Annotated in this window: 14 protein-coding genes and 1 riboswitch; of the genes, 6 read left to right on the forward strand and 8 right to left on the reverse strand. The window is 38.1% G+C overall.

The features are described from left to right. Positions 1-12: 12 nt before the first annotated feature. Together N824_RS09740 and N824_RS09745 are read right to left on the reverse strand one after the other, a co-directional pair. The gene (locus tag N824_RS09740; RefSeq protein ID WP_048904964.1) at positions 13-858 is read right to left on the reverse strand and encodes an N-acetylmuramoyl-L-alanine amidase; all 846 of its coding nucleotides are present in this window, start codon (positions 856-858) and stop codon (positions 13-15) included. A 26-nt stretch (positions 859-884) separates the two neighbouring features. Further along, entirely contained in the window at positions 885-1763 is an 879-nt protein-coding gene (locus N824_RS09745) for an N-acetylmuramoyl-L-alanine amidase (RefSeq protein ID WP_235207052.1), read from the reverse strand. A 131-nt stretch (positions 1764-1894) separates the two neighbouring features. On the opposite strand from N824_RS09745, the gene N824_RS09750 reads away from it, so the two are divergent. The 3 genes from N824_RS09750 to N824_RS09760 are packed head-to-tail and all read left to right on the forward strand — an operon-like array spanning position 1895 to position 7115. After that, positions 1895-4474: a putative LPS assembly protein LptD gene (locus tag N824_RS09750; protein WP_235207053.1), complete on the forward strand. Its 2580-nt coding sequence runs from the start codon at positions 1895-1897 to the stop codon at positions 4472-4474. 11 nt (positions 4475-4485) lie between these two features. Next, positions 4486-5733 (forward strand): competence/damage-inducible protein A, encoded by a 1248-nt coding sequence (locus tag N824_RS09755; protein ID WP_048904967.1) that lies wholly within the window; start codon positions 4486-4488, stop codon positions 5731-5733. 50 nt (positions 5734-5783) lie between these two features. Next, complete coding sequence (locus N824_RS09760) at positions 5784-7115, forward strand: dihydrolipoamide acetyltransferase family protein (protein WP_048904968.1); 1332 nt, start codon at positions 5784-5786, stop codon at positions 7113-7115. A gap of 65 nt (positions 7116-7180) precedes the next feature. Here N824_RS09760 and N824_RS09765 read toward each other — a convergent pair whose 3' ends face one another. The 4 genes from N824_RS09765 to N824_RS09780 form a co-directional block, all read right to left on the reverse strand. Further along, positions 7181-8422 (reverse strand): homoserine dehydrogenase, encoded by a 1242-nt coding sequence (locus tag N824_RS09765; RefSeq protein WP_048904969.1) that lies wholly within the window; start codon positions 8420-8422, stop codon positions 7181-7183. 7 nt (positions 8423-8429) lie between these two features. Continuing rightward, complete coding sequence (gene metX / locus N824_RS09770; protein ID WP_048904970.1) at positions 8430-9488, reverse strand: homoserine O-acetyltransferase; 1059 nt, start codon at positions 9486-9488, stop codon at positions 8430-8432. A 25-nt stretch (positions 9489-9513) separates the two neighbouring features. Further along, the gene (locus N824_RS09775) at positions 9514-10818 is read right to left on the reverse strand and encodes an O-acetylhomoserine aminocarboxypropyltransferase/cysteine synthase family protein (protein WP_048904971.1); all 1305 of its coding nucleotides are present in this window, start codon (positions 10816-10818) and stop codon (positions 9514-9516) included. Positions 10819-11058: 240 nt separating this feature from the next. Beyond that, positions 11059-11172: riboswitch (SAM riboswitch) on the reverse strand. Positions 11173-11331: 159 nt separating this feature from the next. Next, positions 11332-12450 (reverse strand): PLP-dependent aspartate aminotransferase family protein, encoded by a 1119-nt coding sequence (locus N824_RS09780; RefSeq protein ID WP_048904972.1) that lies wholly within the window; start codon positions 12448-12450, stop codon positions 11332-11334. A 118-nt stretch (positions 12451-12568) separates the two neighbouring features. On the opposite strand from N824_RS09780, the gene N824_RS09785 reads away from it, so the two are divergent. From N824_RS09785 to N824_RS09795, 3 genes are all read left to right on the forward strand, one after another. After that, complete coding sequence (locus tag N824_RS09785) at positions 12569-13057, forward strand: lipocalin family protein (RefSeq protein WP_048904973.1); 489 nt, start codon at positions 12569-12571, stop codon at positions 13055-13057. Between the two features lie 125 nt (positions 13058-13182). Beyond that, complete coding sequence (locus tag N824_RS09790) at positions 13183-13848, forward strand: FadR/GntR family transcriptional regulator (protein WP_048904974.1); 666 nt, start codon at positions 13183-13185, stop codon at positions 13846-13848. 40 nt (positions 13849-13888) lie between these two features. After that, positions 13889-15121 carry an MFS transporter gene (locus N824_RS09795; RefSeq protein ID WP_048904975.1) on the forward strand — a complete coding sequence of 411 codons (1233 nt, stop codon included), beginning with the start codon at positions 13889-13891 and terminating at the stop codon, positions 15119-15121. A 60-nt stretch (positions 15122-15181) separates the two neighbouring features. Here N824_RS09795 and N824_RS09800 read toward each other — a convergent pair whose 3' ends face one another. Beyond that, complete coding sequence (locus N824_RS09800; protein WP_048904976.1) at positions 15182-16780, reverse strand: SusD/RagB family nutrient-binding outer membrane lipoprotein; 1599 nt, start codon at positions 16778-16780, stop codon at positions 15182-15184. A 9-nt stretch (positions 16781-16789) separates the two neighbouring features. Continuing rightward, a complete protein-coding gene (locus tag N824_RS09805; RefSeq protein ID WP_052334103.1) occupies positions 16790-19852 on the reverse strand; it encodes a SusC/RagA family TonB-linked outer membrane protein in 3063 nt (1020 codons plus the stop codon). Positions 19853-19918 lie beyond the last annotated feature (66 nt).

A 19918-nucleotide genomic window follows, 5' to 3' on the forward strand; every position in this document is an offset into this window, starting at 1 on the left:
GTATGTATTTACTTAATTTGTTTCAGTTTCCTTTTTGTAGGTTTTTATTGCTTTGGAAATTGAATTAACAATTTCCTCTTGTCCATGCGCTGAATTCATATATTCTTCTTCGGTAGGGTTAGAAATAAATCCAATTTCTGTTAGTACCGCAGGCATTCCGCATCTTTGAAGAATTAAAAGTCCTTGTTCCTTTATTCCTCTGTTTACTCTATTGTCATCGTGGGTGTAATTGTACTGAATCAATTTAGCTAATTTCAGACTCTTATCCCTAAATATATTTTTGAACAAAGATAGTATAATAAATGTTTCAGGATCATTAGGATCGTAGCCATTATAATTTTGCTTGTAATTCTTTTCAAGCTTGATATCTTCATTTTCCCTAATTGCAGCATCTTGCTCATTTAAGCGGTGAGAACCTGCAACAAACGTTTCGGTGCCACTTGTAGATTTATTTTTTACATAGGAATACTTAGGCGTCTTTTTACCTCTTCTGTTTTTTGTATAACCGGTAACGACCCTTTTATCGGGCATTGAGTTACAGTGAATGGAAATGAAGAGATCGGCTTTATTGTCATTTGCCAGGGCAGCTCTTTTATAGAAATCTACATCAACATCTGTTTTTCTGGTATAAAGGATTTTTACTCCAGGTAATTCTTCTTCCAGCTTTTTACCCAGTTTTAAAGCTACTTTTAGCGCAACATTTTTCTCTAATGAAAAACTTCCTCTGGCACCAGGTTTCGTGCCACCATGCCCCGCGTCAATAACAATAGTTTTAACTTTATAAGTTTGGGAAAGTACCAGTTGTGAACTAAATAAACATAGTAATAATAACAGGGCTGCATTTTTCTTTACACTCATCTAATAATAGTTATTGATTCAATTATTTATCCTTCTATGCTTTTCTTGTAGTTTTCAATCGCCTTTAACAGGCAATTGGTGATTTCATTTTGTCCGGCTTCAGAATTCATATAATCCTCTTCATCGGGGTTACTTATGAAACCGATTTCTGTTAATATGGCGGGCATGCCTGCACGGGCTAAAACTGCCAGACTTTTTTCCTGAACACCGCGATCGATGCGGCCAACATTAACGTATTGATCTTGTACCAGTTTCGCCAGTTTTAAACTTTGGGTTCTGAAAGTATTTTTCATTAGAGAAAGTATAATGAAGTTTTCAGGATTGTTCGGGTCGAAGCCTTCGTAATTTTCCTTATAATTTTCCTCTAAGAATATTGATGCATTTTCTCTCTTAATAGCCTCGTCTTGTTCATTTACGCGTCCCATACCTGAAACGAATGTTTCAACTCCTCTTGTAGATGTACTTTTTCTGCTAACCGTACTGGTTATCGGAATTCTCTTCCCCCTGCTATTTTTCCTATATCCTGTTACCACAGTTGATCGGTATACAGGCATATCATTACAGTGAATTGAAATGAAAAGATCCGCTTTAGCATTGTTTGCAATAGCAATACGTTCGTAAAGAGGGATAAAAACATCTTCAGTTCTGGTATAAATTACTTTTACATCCTTCATATTCGCTTCAATAGCCGCACCAAGATGTAAGGCTGTTTTAAGAGCTACGTCTTTTTCAGTAGAGTAGAGCCCTCTTGTACTACCATCTTTTCCGCCATGACCAGCGTCAATAACAATAGTTTTTATTTTATATTCTTGCGTAAATGCCTGATAATTAGATATGGTAATAATAACTGCAGAAATAAATACAATCAAAATTGCATTTGGTCTGAGCAATGGTATATTTTTCATTAATTTTGAACGTTTTGGATTAAACATTAATGCAAAAATAACATTCACACACGAATTTGAAACTTTTACGGTACATCATTTTTTTAAACTTCATTGTTTTATTAACATCTGTTGGTAATCGAGCCCTCGCTTTGAACAATTTTTCATGGCAGCAAGTAATTAAACAAGCAGACACTACTAAGAAAGGTAACGCACAAACTGCGCCAAAAGATACGATTGCCAGTGAGAAAATAGAATACTCTGCTCAAGATTCCAGTTTTGTTGATAAGGAAAAAGAAATGGTTTATCTATATGGAAAAGCCAGAGTTAAGTACCAGGGCTTTGAACTTGATGCGGACTATATTACTTACAATTCAAAAACTAAAGAGATTTATGCCAGTGGAAGAACTGATGCTAAAGGAAAATATGTAGGTAGGCCTATTGTTAAAATGACCGGGGAATCTACCTCCCTCGCAGATTCACTATTTTATAATACAGAAACCAGTATTGGTCGTATATGGGGAGTATATACAGAACAGGAGGGTGGATTCTTTACCGGAGGTAAAGCAAAGAAGCAACCGGATGATGAAATTCATAGTAAAGGCCAGACCTATAGTACCTGTAATTTGCCACATCCACACTTTGGTATTTATATTACAAAGGGTATTGTTACCGAAAATCAGATTATTACCGGTCCTGTATATTTGAAAATAGAGGACATTCCTTTGCCTATTGGCTTACCCTTTGCATTTTTTCCCAAGCCGAACAAGAAGTCGTCTGGAGTCATCTTGCCCAGTCCGGGTGAAGATTATACAAGGGGTTTCTTCCTGCGGGATGGAGGGTATTACCTTGGCCTAAATGATTACTGGGATGCGAAAATGCTGGCTACAATTTATACCAGAGGTTCATATGAGGGCTCATTGCTCTCTAATTATACAAAGAGGTACAAGTACAATGGTAACATAAATTTCCGATATTCAAATTCAAGGTACGGTCTGGAAGGTACACCTGAATATACACCAAGAAAGGATTTTAACCTGCAGTGGACACATAGTCAGAATGCAAATGCCAAACCCGGAACAACATTTTCTGCTTCGGTAGATGCCGGTACAAGTTCATTTAATCAAAACACAGCCGGGGGAGCTAGTTATGATTATAGCCAGTTTACTAAAAATACCTTAAGATCATCAATATCTTATGGCCGTGTTTTTGGTAATGGTATAACCCTCGGTGTTGCGGCAGACGGCTCGCAGGAAACACAAAACAAGTCTGTCAGCTTAAGATTACCCGACATAAGTTTAAGTGTTCCAACCTTTAATCCATTTGATTCAAAGGATAGGTTAGGAGAGCAAAAATGGTATCAAAAGATAACAGTTGGTTATAGTATGCAAGCTAGTAATACCATTACAACAACTGAGGATCAGTTGTTTAAAAGAGAGTCGCTTAATAAATTTAAAAATGGGGTTAGTCACCAGATTCCCGTAAATATGGCCTTTAATATATTGGAATATTTTAATTTCAATACAGGTGTATCTTATACTGAGCGATGGCAATTCCAAACGGTACGTAAATCTTACTTAAAGGTTTTAAATAACAGTGACCAGGAGATAATTGACACGGTTGCAGGGTTTAAACGCAATGGTGAGTATAGCTTAAACATGGGCGTGTCTACAAAGGTTTATAGTACAGCTCAGTTTAACAAGTTTGGTAATTTCAAAGCATTGAGGCATGTGATGACCCCTCAGGTAAGCTTTAGCTACAGACCAGATTTTTCTGAGCTAGCTAAAGGATATTATAAACTCGCTTACTATACTGACGGAACTCCAAAAATTGGATCGGACGGACAGCAGCAAAAATATTCAATCTTTGAAGGCTCACCTTATGGGTTTCCAGGGGCTGGTCGCTCTGCGTCAATTTCATTCAGCTTAGACAATACGGTTGAAGCAAAGGTGCTTACTCCAAATGACACTACGGGAAAAGGCAATAAAAAAATTCCTATTATCCAGGGCTTAAGTATTAGCGGTTCATACAATTTTCTAGCCCCAAGCTTTAAACTATCAACACTTGGCTTTAGTGGACGTTCACAGTTTACAGATAAATTAGGCGTAAATTATTACGGTACTTTAGATCCCTATAGATATACCGATACTGTAGATGTTTTAACAGGAAGGGTAAGCAGGAAGCTGATCGATGATTACGTTTGGAATGTGGGTAAATTACCTCGTCTAACTAATTTTGGTTTCTCCTTTAATTATAGCTTAAATCCTGAAGCTTTGAAAAAGAAGAATGAGAACGAACAGAATTTAAAGGATAAAGCTGCTAAAACAGGTATGACACCTGAGCAGTCAGAGGAACTTGCTAAAGTAAGCAGGGACCCTAATGCATTTGTGGATTTTAAAATTCCATGGAACTTCGCCTTTAGCTATACTTTTAATTACAATACAGACCGGGTGGGGCAAAATTCAACGATCACCAATACATTGAATTTTAATGGTGATGCCAACATCACCCCGAAATGGAAAGTCCAGTTTAACTCCGGTTGGGATTTTAAGGCGAGTACCTTCTCGCAAACCTCTCTGGCTATATACCGAGATTTACATTGCTGGGATATGAGCGTTAGCTGGATCCCTTTTGGTGCTTATCAGTTTTATTCTGTAGACATCAAAGTAAAAGCATCAGTGCTTCAGGATTTAAAACTGAGCAAGAGAAAGAATTACTATACCCGATTCTAATATTTGAATTTATGCTAGCTGAAATAATAACGATAGGAGATGAGATTCTTATTGGTCAGATTGTCGATACCAATTCTGCCTGGATGGCCAAAGAACTTAATCTAATAGGAATTAAAGTAAAACAAATTACCTCAGTATCTGACGATGCTGATCATATAACTGAAGCTTTAGCGCTTGCTGAAAAAAGAGCTAAAGTGATTCTGATTACTGGTGGGTTAGGCCCCACTAAAGATGATATTACCAAAATAACACTCGCCAAATATTTTAATATGGGGCTTAGGAGGGATGAGGCGACATTGGCGCACATTACTGAGATCTTTAAGCGGCATAACAGGCCAATGATTGAATCTAATATAAAACAGGCTGATGTGCCGGAGGGTTGCACTGTTATTAAAAATGAGAACGGAACAGCGCCTTGCATGTGGTTTGAGCATAATGGAAACATCATTGTATCTATGCCAGGTGTTCCGTTTGAAATGATGTATTTAATGCAGGAACAGATTCTTCCTCGTTTAAAGGGGGCATTTAAACTTCCGTTCATTGTTCATAAAACCATACTTACCGCTAATATAGGCGAGTCGTTCTTAGCGGCTGAAATTGAGGATATTGAAAATAGCTTACCTGAGCATATTAAACTTGCCTACCTGCCAAGACTAGGACAGGTACGTTTAAGACTGAGCAGTACAGGAACTAATGAGGCAATATTGAAAGATGAGGTAGAACTTTATGCTCAGCAGATTATTGCTAAAGTAAAGAAAAACGTTGTCGTAGAAGAGGATATTGCCCTTGAAAAGGCAATTCTAAATATAATGGATGAGCGAAAGCTCACGCTTTCGACCGCCGAAAGTTGCACCGGTGGATACATTGCCCACTTGATTACGCAACATCCCGGATGTTCCTCTGTTTATGTTGGAGGGGCAGTTGTCTATTCTTATGAACTTAAGGAATCAGTTTTAGGTGTTAGCCCTCAAACCCTAAATACTTATGGTGCAGTGAGCGAACAGACCGTAAAAGAAATGGCTCAGGGAGCAATAGATCATTTTAAAACAGATTATGCTGTAGCGATAAGTGGAATTGCCGGTCCGGATGGTGGTATGCCAGGTAAACCCGTTGGTACAGTGTGGATTGCGGTAGCGAGTAGTAAGCGTGTTGTGGCAAGGCTTTATAGTTTTGGAAATAAAAGAGCGCAAAACATAGAACGTTCAGCCATAGCGGCTTTGACCATGATTTTGAATGAACTTAACCAATATGGGGATTAAGTGTTCAAAATACTTTACTTTTGCATCCGATATCAATCATGAAATAAAAAATGGCTCAATACGAATTATTGTTACCTAAAATGGGGGAAAGTGTTGCAGAAGCAACCATCATTAAATGGGTTAAACAACCCGGAGATATGATAGAGATGGATGATACGGTTCTGGAAATTGCTACAGATAAGGTTGATTCTGAAGTTCCATCACCAATAGCAGGTAAGCTAATTAAACAATTGTTCAAGGAAGATGAAATTGTACAGGTAGGTACAGTAATTGCAATTATAGAAACCGAGGCTGAGACAACAGAAGAAGTCCCAGTTGCCATGCCAGCAGTGGAACAGCCTTTTATTGAAAGTATTCCGGGAACAGAACAATTGGCGTCAAATGATGCAAGAGGCGCAGTGAAAGAAGAGAGTGGCTCTGATCGTTTTTATTCTCCTTTAGTAAAAAACATAGCCGCACAGGAAAATATTGAAACAAGTGAATTAGATGCTATATCTGGTACAGGTGCTGATGGACGCTTGACTAAAGATGACTTGTTAAATTATATTCAAAATAAAAAAGGTGAAGCACCTTCAATAGCCCCTGTTTCGCAAACAGCTAAAATTGAAGCATCTGTTAAAGAAGAAGCAGTTAAGCCTGCATCTGTATCTCAGCCATTGACAAGTGTAAGTGGTGGTGATGAGATTATCGAGATGGATAGGATGCGTAAGTTAATTGCCGAACATATGGTAATGAGTAAGCACACTTCGCCTCACGTAACATCATTTGTTGAAGCGGATGTGACTAATCTGGTCTTATGGCGTGATAAAGTGAAAAGCAGCTTTGAAAAACGCGAAAATGAAAAGATTACTTTTACCCCTTTATTTATAGAAGCTGTTGCCAAGGCAATAAAAGATTATCCAATGATCAACGTTTCTATAAATGGAAACCAGATTATCAAAAAGAGAGACATTAACATTGGCATGGCAGCCGCTTTACCTAGCGGCAACCTGATTGTGCCTGTTATTAAAAATGCAGATCAGTTTAATTTGGTTGGATTAACTAAATCGGTAAACGATTTGGCAAAACGTGCACGTATTTCTAAGCTTAAGCCTGATGAAACGCAAAATGGAACGTTTACATTAACTAACGTAGGTTCTTTTGGTAATGTAATGGGTACACCTATTATTAATCAACCTCAGGTAGCTATTTTAGCCGTAGGTGCAATTAAAAAGAAACCCGCAGTATTAGAAACAGAATTTGGTGATGTGATCGCTATACGCCATATGATGTTCCTTTCGCTTTCATATGACCACAGGGTTGTAGACGGAGCGTTGGGGGGGTCCTTTGTAAGAAGGGTAGCTGATTATCTTGAGAATTGGGATTTGAACAGAGAAATATAAAATAACATAAAGTAAAAGGCCCCATTAGGGGCCTTTTCACTATCAAAACAAAGCAAAAATAATAACTAGTTAAATATCACTTCCTCTTCAGAAACCTTTAGGATTTGCTGTTCGGTGTAAGTGTACCTACCAGTATGAGCAATAAAAACATCCTTTTGCTCAAGAAGGTCGCGGTTAGCCAATAGAGTTTTCAGGCTTACATTTCCAATTACATATTTGTAATCATTACGGGAGAACCGCTCAATAATATTATCTATCTGAAGCTTTTCCAATGTGTACTCATGGGTGTATCGCAGATAAACTTCAATGTTTACGTTATCCGTATGAACTAATCCGTTGTGCTGGTGATATTTTTTATACTCATAGCGGTAATCATATCTTAAGGCAGCTATATCTGATAAAACAGCTGCTCCGGTAGGGTGTCCACCGGCACCTTTTCCAAAGAAAAACTGCTTATCAGCAAAGGCCGCCTGAACCGTTACGCCATTATATTCGTTTTCTACATTGAACAGGAAGTCATCAGATTTTACAAACTTTGGCAATACATACGTAATGATTTGCTTGGTACTTATTTTACGGGCAGTAGGCACAAGTTTAATTTTAAAGTTCTTCTCCCTGGCATACTTAATGTCGTGCTCCGATAAGTTTTGAATACCTACATTAAGTATCTTATTAGGGTCAATAAATAACCCGTAAGCATGAGCAGTTGCAATAGCCAGCTTAAATTTAGGATCATAGCCTCCAACATCCAGAATGGGATTAGATTCAGCAAAACCAAGATCTTGCGCCTGCTTTAATGCAACGCCATATTCAAGATTTTCATTAAATATTTTAGAGAGGATGTAGTTAGATGAACCGTTGAATATTCCACTTATACCGTGTAGTAATTCATTGTCGTAATATTCTTCCAGATTACGGATGATAGGTATACTGCCACAAACTGCACCTTCATATAATAGAGAAGCATTGTGTTTTTCTTGCAATTCCACCAGTTCGGCCAGATGAGTGGCAATCATTTTTTTATTGGCAGACACTACATTTTTGCCGCTAATTAATGCTCTTTTAACGATGTTGTACGCAATCTCTGCGTTATCAATTAATTCAACTACCGTGTTGATTTCACTATTGTCTAATATTTCATCATGATTTGTGGTGAAAAGATGTGCCTCAAGGCTACGTTTTTTCTCAGGATTTTTAATAGCTATTTTAACGATCTCAAGGTTCAGGTCCTGACCGCGAATAATATCATGCAATCCTTGTCCAACAACTCCAAAACCAAATAAACCGATCTTAAGTTTCTTACTCATCTAAATACTATGCTGTTTTATGTAATTTAATTATTTTCTTATTGGCACTTTCTTTTAAGAATGTGCCAATTATGTTGGTTAATATATCTGTCTCAATTAAAAAACCATCGTGGCCATAAGCAGAGTTAATACTTTGGAGTACCGCTCCTTGAATATGCTTTGCTAAGAACTCTTGTTCACAAAGCGGGAATAGCACATCGTTTTCAATTCCTATTACCAGCGTATTTGCTTTAACTAATGCTAAGGCATCAACAATGCTTTTTCTGCTCCGTCCTACATTATGGCTGTCCATAGCTTTACTTAGGTACCAATAACTATAGGCATTAAAGCGTTTACACAGTTTTTCGCCCTGATAATTCTGGTAAGAGGCAGCTCGGAATGAACCCGTTTTGTCATTTACACTTTCTAATTGTGTAGCTGAATAGGCCTCATAAGTGCGATAAGACAATAAAGCAATGCTTCTTGCAGCCTTTAATCCTTTTAAGCCACCATCTGGCTGCTGTGCATAAAATGTACGATCAGTACTGATTGCTAAACGCTGACTCTCATTAAATGCAATTCCCCATGGTGAGTGTACTGCATTTGTAGCTACAAGAATTAGATTGTCTACGCTTTTGCTATCTGTAATGGCCCATTCCAATGCTTGTTGGCCGCCTAAAGAACCTCCGATTAACACCTTAATGTGTTGAATGCCAAGATGTGTGGCAAGCAGGCGGTGAGCAGCAACCAAATCTCTAATGGTAAATTCTGGAAAAGCAAGGTAATATGGTTGTCCTGTTACCGGATTTATACTTAGCGGGTTGGTTGTACCGTAATTAGAACCTAATACATTTGCACAAATGATAAAGTGTTCCTCGGGGTTAAACAGATCGTTATTGCCGAAAAGTCCTTTCCACCAGTCTAAAACATCAGCATTGGCTGTAAGTGCATGGCATACCCAGATCACATTATCTTTCTTCGCATTTAGTTTGCCATAAGTTTGATAAGCAATTTCTAATTTGCGTAGTTTTTTCCCGTTCTCCAGTTTAAATAACTTTGTATGCGTATATGTGGCAGTAGTGCTCATTCTTTAGATCTTGTAACGTTTTATTTTATTTGTTTATAGCAGCAAAGGCCTGTTCAAAATCAGCCTTAATATCATCTATGTGTTCAATTCCTACGGAAACACGTAACTGGCTGGCGGTAATACCTGCTGCGATTTGTTCTTCGTCACTTAGCTGTTGATGCGTAGTTGCCGAGGGTTGTATGATAAGGGTTTTTGCATCACCCAGGTTTGCAAGGTGACTAACAAGCTTAAGATTGTCGACCAATGCCGTTGCTTTTTCTTTATCACCATGTAGTTCAAAAGATAGTACTGCACCGAAACCATTCTTTAAATATTTTTTGGCATTGGCATGGTATGGGCTACTTTCAAGTCCAGGATAATTTACACTTTTCACAGCATCATGGTTCTCTAACCAGGTTGCCAGTGCAAGCGTGTTATCTACGTGGCGTTGCACACGAAGTGATAAAGTTTCTAATCCCTGAATTAAAAGGAAAGAGTTGAAAGGAGAGATGGCCGGGCCAAAATCCCTTAACCCTTCAACGCGGGCACGAATAATGAATTGAATATTTCCAAAGGGCCCACCAATTCCAAAAACATCATTGAAAATTAAACCATGATATCCTTCTGATGGTTCGGTAAATTGAGGGAATTTACCATTTCCCCAATTGTAATTTCCGCCGTCTACTATTACTCCGCCAATACTGGTGCCGTGTCCGCCAATCCATTTGGTAGCAGATTGTACAACAATATGGGCGCCGTGTTCTAAAGGTTTAAACAGGTAACCGGCTGCACCAAAAGTATTATCTACGATTAATGGTAAATCGTGTCTGTTGGCAATGGCAGATAGTTTTTCGAAATCAGCAATACTAAAAGCCGGATTACCAATTGTTTCTAAATATATAGCTTTGGTATTGGCATCGATTTTTGCTTCAAAATCATTAGCATCATCACCATTTGCAAATCTAACCTCAATACCAAGACGTTTGAAGCTTACCTTGAACTGATTATATGATCCACCATATAAATGAGATGAGGATACAAAATTGTCGCCCGCCTGTAGGATATTATTTAACGCAATAAATTGAGCCGCTTGTCCCGAAGCGACCGCTAAAGCAGCCACACCGCCTTCAAGTGCCGCTACTCTTTTTTCGAAAACATCTGTTGTAGGATTCATGATCCTGGTATAAATGTTTCCGAATTCTTTTAGCGCAAATAAGTTTGCGCCATGTTCAGAGTTCTTAAAACCGTAAGACGTGGTTTGATATATTGGAACAGCTCTTGATCCTGTGGTGGGATCAATTTCCTGACCTGCGTGTACTTGTAGTGTTTCGAATTTATGTGATGTTGACATGTTATATTTAGTTTTAAGTGGTTCCTGTTATGTTTTTGATTAGATACGTTGTAAAGATTTTTAGCTCCGGAAACGTATACGGTTGTTAAGCGTACCCCTGCAAGGGGCCTTCCGTATGAATGTGAAATGCAAAAGGAAGATTTGTAAATTATAGAATGCAACAGCACATGCAATTCGCCTGCTGAGGATAACAATAATTTAACAGATTTGAAGTAATTCTTACAGTTTTCATTTTGTTTCAATTTATCTTTCCAAACGACACCATGTCTTTTGGTCAGGAATTGGCACCTTCTCCATCTTGGGAGGGTTGCCAGTGGGTCAAAGAGCCTGTCTCTCGCCACTTCTTTATAAATCAAACCTTTTTATTAAGGAAGGTTGACTTGATTAGCTTTCGCTAAATGATACTGCAAATGTAGATTTAAGTTAATAAATATCCAAAATTATATTTTGGATATTTATTAACTTATTGTATTTCAGTGTTGTAAATTGGTTTTGCAATAGGGTATCTCGATTTTACCCTCCAAGTGCCTGATCTAAATCCGCTATTAAATCATCTATATGCTCTAGTCCAACAGATATCCGAATTAAATTTTGTGGGGTTTTAGTGTCCGGTCCTTCAACAGATGCACGGTGCTCTATTAAACTTTCAACTCCACCTAAACTTGTAGCCTGTGCAAAGAGTTTAACTTTATTAACCACTTTTCTGGCCTCATCGGCTCCTCCTTTAACCAACACAGATAACATTCCTCCAAAGCCAGTCATTTGCTTTTTTGCTATATCGTGCTGAGGGTGAGTTGTTAATCCGGGATAATAAACTGCTTCAATAGCAGGATGTTTTTCCAGGTGTAAGGCTAAAGCCATTCCGTTAGTGCAATGGCCGCGCATACGGTATGCCAATGTTTTGATGCTTCTTACCAACAGGAAACAATCGAAAGGAGAGGGTACTGCTCCACCAACTTGCTGTATGTTTCTGATCTTTTCCCAAAATTCATTTTTTTCTGCGGTGATCAGCACACCACCAAGAACATCACTATGGCCTCCAATGTATTTTGTTGAAGAGTGCATTACAATATCAGCCCCAAAATCAATAGGATTTTGTAGACATGGCGAAGCAAAAGTGCTATCACAGGCAAGGATAAGGTTGTTTTCTTTGGCCATTTTAGAAACTCCGGCAATGTCTGTAATTTTTAATAGTGGATTAGAGGGCGTTTCTATCCATATCAGTACGGTATTCTTTTTAATGAATTTTGCTATATTATCAAGGTTCGTGAGATCTATAAAATCAATTTCAAGAGTATCTTTAAAAATGGTCTGCAATTGTTTTTTAAAACCCCAGTACATGTCGTCAGGAGCAATGATATGGCTTCCTGGTTTTAAAGCTTGAAAAACTGCCATCCCCGCTGTATTTCCTGAAGAAAATGCACAGGCTTCTACACCTTTTTCCAATTCTGAAAGCGTACTTTCTAATGCTGATCTGTTTGGATTACTCACTCTGCTATACATGTGTCCACCAGAGTAGCCACCGTCTTCACCTCTCAGGAATGTGGTAGATAGATTTATAGGGGGGGTGACATCGTTAGTGCTGACTTTGTATAAATTTCCAGCATGTATTGCAAGTGTTTCAGGCTTCATTATTACGGGGTTAAAAGTTAAGATTGGGCATAAGGTGTAACAAAGTTAAGGGTATAATATTATACACCTTAAGTTTTGGCAAGATTTATGTAATTGAATTATCAAATTAAAGAAGAATATGAAAAGAATATTACTGATAGCAGCCATTTTATGCAGTTCGTTAATGGTTTTGCAAAGTTGTTCACCTAAAGGCGGTGCAACTCAAAGTTTAAAGAAAGGTAATGTAACTGGTAATTGGGTTTTAAATGATATTACATTTGAAGGCTTGCCGCAATCAGCAGTAAAATCATTATTTGATGAAGGTTCTTACACTTGTTTTCAAGGAAGTACCTGGAGTCTGACCAACAGCGGTAATGGAAGTTATACCTTGCCGGGTGGCGGAGCGTGTACTGCAAAAACCCAGAAAATATACTGGTCGGTAAGTCCTGCTGATGAGACCTTCCAATTCAAAAAGATCTTTGAGGGTGAAAAAGCCAAAAACGTAACTTCTGGTTACAGATCGGTATTGTCTTCTACAGATGGCAATAGCATGGTTATTAAATCACCTGTAGAATACGGAGCAAAAACGGCTTACATTGTATTGAATTTTACAAAAGCAGCGAAATAAGAATAAAATAGCTTGGTTTAGGGAAAAGGGTTCAATTAGTTTTGAGCCCTTTTTTTATTGATTTCTTTTGTTTGATATCTTTTAATATCTATATTTGGATTCATCTGATGATATGATGAATTAATATGAAAAATCTTATACAAAAAAAGTCTTTAGCGGATGAAGTAGCCGCACGATTAAGTGAACAGATTTCTCTTGGACAATACAAAGTGAATGAGCAGCTGCCGATAGAGCCTGAGTTGATGAAGAACTTTGGTGTTGGGCGTTCAACTATAAGGGAAGCCATAAAAATATTAGCCAACTCAGGATTGCTTAGGGTTCAACAAGGAGTTGGAACTTTTGTAGATCAGCTAACCGCAAACAGGGAGCCTATGGATTTGCGGTTAAAGCGTGCTAACGTTAAAGATCTGGATGAGGTTAGGCAATTACTTGAAATGAAAATTGCAGAGAAAGCGGCACTTAACAGAACTGAAAGTGATATTTTGACAATAAGGACTCATCTCGAAAACAGAAGAAGGGCAGCAAAACAGGGGCTGTTAGAAGAGTGTATTGAAGCAGACGTGCAATTTCATATCTCAATTGCCGAAGCTTCAAAGAATGAAATACTGGCCGATTTATATAAATCAGCCTCCATTCATTTAAAAAATTGGTTCCTTCAAACACATTCAGATGCCAGAGCCTTCGAAGAAACTTACATATATCATGAGCAGTTGCTAAAAAGCATTATTGCTGGAGACCCAAAAAAGGCCTGGAATATTGCAGCAAAAATATTAGGACACGTATCTCAATAAAAATTTATTAAAATTCATCAGATGATCTGATCTGAAAAATATGGAAAAAACATCTTTTACAAACACTGCCGTTATCGACACAAAGAGGATTACGCAACAAACAGTATTCTCTATTTTATTCACAATTAGTTTTACGCATTTACTTAATGATATGCTTCAGGCAGTAATTCCTGCTGTATATCCTGTAATCAAAGAAAAGTTCAATCTTACTTTTGCCCAAATTGGTCTGATCACTTTAACTTATCAGCTAACAGCATCAATATTGCAGCCCTTTATTGGTTTTTACACGGATAAGAAGCCTCGTCCGTATTCACTTGCTATTGCCATGGGCTTTACACTCTGTGGACTTGTAGCCGTGTCTTTTGCTTCCAGCTTTTTAAATATCCTTCTTGCGGTAAGTTTAATAGGAGTAGGGTCCTCAATATTTCATCCGGAATCTTCGAGGGTGGCCCATTTAGCTTCCGGAGGTAAAAAGGGGCTTGCACAATCTATTTTTCAGCTGGGTGGAAATGCAGGTAGTGCTATAGGCCCACTTTTGGCAGCAATTATAGTTGTCCCTTACGGGCAATTTTACATTATATGGTTTTCATTAGCTGCAATTTTAGGTATTGTAGTACTGTCTAGAGTGGCAAAATGGTATCAGGAACAATTGGCATTAAAGGCATTAAATAAAAGCATTGCTAAAGAAGAGGTTCATCATAATTTATCTAAGAACCGAGTGGTACTTTCCTTAGGTATTTTAATGGTACTTATCTTTTCAAAATACTTCTATATGGCTAGTATGACTAGCTATTACACATTCTACCTAATGGATAAATTTAATGTGTCGGTGCAGCAGTCTCAAGTCTACCTATTTGCTTTTTTAGGGGCTGTTGCTGCCGGTACGTTAATTGGAGGGCCATTAGGAGACAAATTTGGCCGTAAGTATATCATCTGGATTTCGATTCTAGGTGCAGCGCCATTCACATTACTGCTGCCGTATGTTTCTTTATTCTGGACAGGTGCTTTATCTGTTATTATTGGCTTAATTATTTCTTCCGCATTTTCTGCAATACTGGTCTATGCAACCGAATTGGTACCCGGAAAGGTGGGTATGATTGCGGGGCTGTTCTTCGGTTTTGCCTTTGGAATGGGTGGATTGGGCTCTGCGGTTTTGGGTAAGCTGGCTGATCAGACCAGTATTGAATATGTATTTAAAATTTGTGCTTTTCTTCCTTTAATTGGGATTTTTACGGGATTCCTCCCAAATATAGAAGGTAGTAAAAAAAGATAATTTTTTGCGCTCGATTGTACTCCTTTATTCATTAGATAGCAGTGGATTGGGAGTACTTTTTTATTTATCCCACCACACCCTTGATGTCAAAGTATCACCACCATTTAATCGAGCAACTGCAGCTCTATAGTTCACAGGATTATTCAAGGCCTCAGATGAGAGGTATATCATTCTTCTGGGGATGGTTCCATTGGTTACGTTACTGGTATAATTAACAGGTATCAATTTAGGGTAGTCTGATCTTTTCCAATTTAACCACGATTCAATAAAATTAAAGTTGGTGCCTGTAGCCACCCAGTACTGGGTGTTAATTTGACTAAGGGCCATTTCCAGGCCAGATTGCGTTAGTGGATGCTCATTTACATAGGTGTTGATGATTTCAGGGGCTATTTTTGCTTGTACATCCTGTTGTTCCATTGATTGCAATGCGCCTCTAAGGCCATTTGAATAATGTTGGGCCGCAGTGCCCGAAATATCCCAGCCCCTCAGTTTTGCCTCAGATAGTAAAAATTCGATTTCGGCATAGGTTATAATAAAAATCGGCCCTCCAAGTTTCAAGTATACAGCGGTTCTTGGTCTGGAATATTTACCCAGAGGAGCAAAATCAGCACCTGAACCCGTTCCTCCAGGATACATTGGATGTTTGCTGATATCTGTATTTCCCCCAAGCAGGTCATATCCGTTCGGCAATCCCATTTGAATTGATGCATCTGTATTTCCTGAGAGTGTTTGATTTATATTTTTTGCAAGTCCATCCTGAGGTACTTCAGCTATGACGCCCAATCTTGGATCTCCAGTATTTCTTAGGTAATCAATTAAGGTTTTGCTCCATTTAACTTCAATATAATCTGAAAACACACGTAATGCAGCCGAAGAGCTATTTTGGCTACCTGAACTCGTAGCATCAGTCATTAGAATTGCATTGTCGTTTGCATCGGAAAAAGCATGGTCCGAGGCTTTTTCAACCCAGAGTCGGGCTATATCTGGTCGAACTTTGCTCAGTCTCATTGCCACTCGTACCATTAAAGCGTAGCCGAACTTTTGCCATTTATGAATGTCACCGTTGTAAAGCAGATCCGCCGTTGGTCCGGGCTTGTCAGGATTCAAATTTGCAATGGCTTTTTCCAGATCTAATAACATGGAATTGTAGATGTCTTCCTGTTTATCATACAAAGGATATTTAATCCCTTGCCTGGCTTTAGCGGCTTCACTATAAGGTATATCCCCATAAGTATCGGTTATTCTTTGTAAAATTAGTACGAACATAATATCTCCAATACTGATCAGATTGGAATATTTATCAGCATCTTTTTCAGTTGCGAGTCGCTGCATTTCTCTTATCGTGGAGGCTTCTGCATAGCCCTCTTCAAAAATTCGCCCTTGATAATCCGTAAAGCTCGCTACATTTATATATTTATCCCCGTTATTATAATAATAATAGGTAGACGCGAGTAACTGCGTCATTGTGCTTTGATAAAGCAACTGATAATAACCTTTATTTGCGAATTTTAACTGTGCCGTTGAAAGTAGACTATTCGGGTCAAAGTTTGAAGAATTGGATTTTGTAGGATCATTATTTATTTTATCCAGTTGTTCTTTACTACAGCTAAACATAATGGCCGTTATTAAAATCAATGGAAGAATAATTATTTTTTTCATAGCGTGCAGTTATTTAAACTTCAGATTCAGATTTATACCAAAAGTTCTTGTTGCGGGTAATGATGCGCCCTCTATTCCTGCATAAGCAAAGCTGGGAGAGAACTGTGATTCCGGATCTATATTCTTAGTATACTTCAGGATAGTTAATAAATTCCTTCCTATTAAATCAATTGAGGCATTTTTAAAAGGCGTTTTATTTAATATTTTGGACGAGAATGTGTAGCCAAATACAACTTGTCTTAATTTTATAAAACTGCCATTTAAAACAGAAAGTGCAGAGATGTTTGTAGCCAATGCTGGGTAGTAGTTGTAGGCTGGAACATTTGTGGTATTTGTTTCTCCATTTTCATACACGCCGTTAGCAACTATACCTGTTTCACGACCATAAAGCGTTGCTTTATTAAGGCCAAGAACATAGGAGTAATCTTCTGTAGCCGACAGAATTTTGTTTCCAAATTTATAATCTATTAGGAAGCTTAAACTGAAGCTTTTATATTGAAAGTTATTGCTGAACCCTCCGTAGAAAGATGGAAGGACACTGCCCATTGGTTTCATCTCTCCTCGCTTTGGAACCCCATCTGAACCAATAATAACGTTTCCATTCTTGTCACGTTCATAATCATAGGCCATAATCTGAGTTATCGACTTGCCAACAACCAGTGCTGTGTTCGCGTTTAATGGTCGATAAGTGCCGCCAAATGCATAACTGCTGATGCCATCTATTGATATCAATAAGTTATTTATATGACTGGCATTAATTCCTGCCTTCCAATAAAAGTTCTTATTGGTTATTAAATTGGTTTGTATAGAAGTTTCAATACCTGTATTACGGGTTTTGCCTAAATTTACATATGCAGATGTGAATCCCGTAGTTACAGATTGTCCGGCATTAATAATTTCCTTATTGGTAATCCTGTGGAAGTAAGTGAAATCAAGATCTATTTTGTTGCCGAAAAGTTTTAAATTAATACCTGTTTCAAATTCATTTAAAGTGAATGGCTTTAGGTTGTAATTTGGTAAATCCCTCGAAAAATTTCCTAAAGGAACGCCGTTTACAGACTTGTCTGAAGAATAATAGATTTGTGTGGTATAAGGTACTGCCGGTTCTCCACTTGTTTGCGCAAAACTGGCTCTTACTTTACCAAAATCCAGACCTTTTATCTTTAAAAAGTTAGAGAATATAAAGCTACCTGATACACTTGGCACAAAAATACCCCTGTTGTTTCTGGGAAGTGTAGAGTATACATCGTATCGTCCGGTAGATGATAGGGTAAGGTACTTTTTGAAATCAAGGTCGACCGTATAGTATGCTGACTGGGTAACAATTCTTGAAAGTGCATTTCTACTACTAACGGCCGATAGATTATCGACGGTGTACAAATAAGGTATGATAAATTGGGTTCCGGTTAACTCATTGGATTTTGTTCTTCTATTGCGAAAGCTTGCACCTGCAGATATATCTATGTTTAGGTCTTTAGTAATGTCCCGGTTTCCAGAAAGAAGAATATCGGTATTTAATTCTGATGTTTTGGATTGATTTAAGGTATTTATACCACCCTGACCATTTATAGAAAAAGCCGTTCCTGTTGGCACTATGCTTATAATGTGGTCATTACTAATATCGTAGCCAAATCTTCCCTGTACGAACAGCCTGTTGCTCAAATCGTATTTGAAAAGCGCTGAGGATATAAACCTGTCGCGTGTAGCCTTGTCTTCTTTTTTATTGATGGTGAAATATGGATTGGTTTTATATTCATCCGCATTCCACCTGGTTTCGGCTCCGGTATTTACATCATATCCCGGAGCCAACAAGGCCTGATCTGCACTTGTAGCGATGGCATTGATGCCATAATTTGGATTGATAGGGCCATCGCTAAGGTACGATCTGTTTTTACCCCGCTCATAAATGTAATTGCCATTTAAAGTGAGTGTGAGTTTTTTGGTTAGGTCATATGAAGTAAATATGTTTGAAGTTTTTCTGTTCAGATCGCTGTTTCTTAAAATAGATTGATAATCGAGAATTGAAGCAGATGCGTGATAGCTGCTTTTATCCGATCCGCCATTTAGAGAAATGGTATTTGTAAATGCCGGCGCTGTTCTATAGAATTTTTTTATGTTGTCTTTTACTGTCACATAGGGGCGGGTTTCTCCATTAATTTGCACACTTGGCTGTCCATCCATCTTTTCTCCCCAACTAAGTATACCGGTTGCAATTGCTCCTGCAACGCTTTGTGGTCTTAAGTTCTGTGTGCCCTGACCATATATGTATTGGTAATCCGTATTATTTACAGGATTGTCAAATGAGAAATTAGAATTGTATTCAACAGAATTATCCGATTTCTTTTTTCCACTTTTAATTGTAATTATGATCACACCGTTTGCAGCACGTGCACCGTATAAGGCGGAAGCGGAAGATCCTTTTAATACCGTAATAGTCTCTATATCATCGGGGTTGATGTTACTAATTCCATCCCCATAATCTACACCTCCATATTCATTTGCACTCCCTCGCTGAGTATTATCTATAGGTATCCCATTAATGATAAAAAGAGGTGGCCCTGCATCTTTGCTTGCCGCACCTCTTAGCAGTATTCTGGCAGACGAGCCCGGTCCTCCATTCACACCACTAACATTTAATCCCGCTACCAGTCCTTCTAATGCCATAGCAAGGTTGGATTCCCTCGCCTTTGTTAGTAAGGATCCGTCAATAGTGGATACAGCATAACCTATCTTTCTGTTCTCTTTTTTAATATTTAAGGCTGTTACTATTACTTCATCCAGCAGCTTAACTGAATCAATATCCTCATCTTCGGTTGATCTCGGTTTTATAACAATAAGGTTATTGGGAAGTAATTTATAGTTGTAATTGGTGTGAATCAGAATCTGGTCAAGAACTTTAAAGGTTTCCTCATTCTTTACATTAATGGTAATTTTCTTATCAGGAATTTTACGTTCACTAAAGACAAATCGATAACCGGTCTGATTTTGTATCTCATTAATAACTTGATTAAAACTTGCCGATTCGAGCTTTAATGTCACTTTCGTTTGCGAATGGACATTAACTGCTATCATAAGGAAGCAGAAAATCAATACCTGTCGCATCGTCTTCATCATAAGCTTCGTACTCGGGTCTTGATG

This window comes from Pedobacter sp. V48 (assembly GCF_000523515.1).
Taxonomy (GTDB): domain Bacteria; phylum Bacteroidota; class Bacteroidia; order Sphingobacteriales; family Sphingobacteriaceae; genus Pedobacter.

Bases quoted from the DNA above. Each gene is read 5' to 3' on its own strand.
- N824_RS09740 (WP_048904964.1), bottom strand. From the start codon at position 858: ATGAGTGTAAAGAAAAATGCAGCCCTGTTATTATTACTATGTTTATTT.
- N824_RS09745 (WP_235207052.1), bottom strand. From the start codon at position 1,763: ATGAAAAATATACCATTGCTCAGACCAAATGCAATTTTGATTGTATTT.
- N824_RS09755 (WP_048904967.1), top strand. From the start codon at position 4,486: ATGCTAGCTGAAATAATAACGATAGGAGATGAGATTCTTATTGGTCAG.
- N824_RS09760 (WP_048904968.1), top strand. From the start codon at position 5,784: ATGGCTCAATACGAATTATTGTTACCTAAAATGGGGGAAAGTGTTGCA.
- N824_RS09765 (WP_048904969.1), bottom strand. From the start codon at position 8,422: ATGAGTAAGAAACTTAAGATCGGTTTATTTGGTTTTGGAGTTGTTGGA.
- metX (WP_048904970.1), bottom strand. From the start codon at position 9,488: ATGAGCACTACTGCCACATATACGCATACAAAGTTATTTAAACTGGAG.
- N824_RS09775 (WP_048904971.1), bottom strand. From the start codon at position 10,818: ATGTCAACATCACATAAATTCGAAACACTACAAGTACACGCAGGTCAG.
- N824_RS09780 (WP_048904972.1), bottom strand. From the start codon at position 12,450: ATGAAGCCTGAAACACTTGCAATACATGCTGGAAATTTATACAAAGTC.
- N824_RS09785 (WP_048904973.1), top strand. From the start codon at position 12,569: ATGAAAAGAATATTACTGATAGCAGCCATTTTATGCAGTTCGTTAATG.
- N824_RS09790 (WP_048904974.1), top strand. From the start codon at position 13,183: ATGAAAAATCTTATACAAAAAAAGTCTTTAGCGGATGAAGTAGCCGCA.
- N824_RS09795 (WP_048904975.1), top strand. From the start codon at position 13,889: ATGGAAAAAACATCTTTTACAAACACTGCCGTTATCGACACAAAGAGG.
- N824_RS09800 (WP_048904976.1), bottom strand. From the start codon at position 16,780: ATGAAAAAAATAATTATTCTTCCATTGATTTTAATAACGGCCATTATG.
- N824_RS09805 (WP_052334103.1), bottom strand. From the start codon at position 19,852: ATGATAGCAGTTAATGTCCATTCGCAAACGAAAGTGACATTAAAGCTC.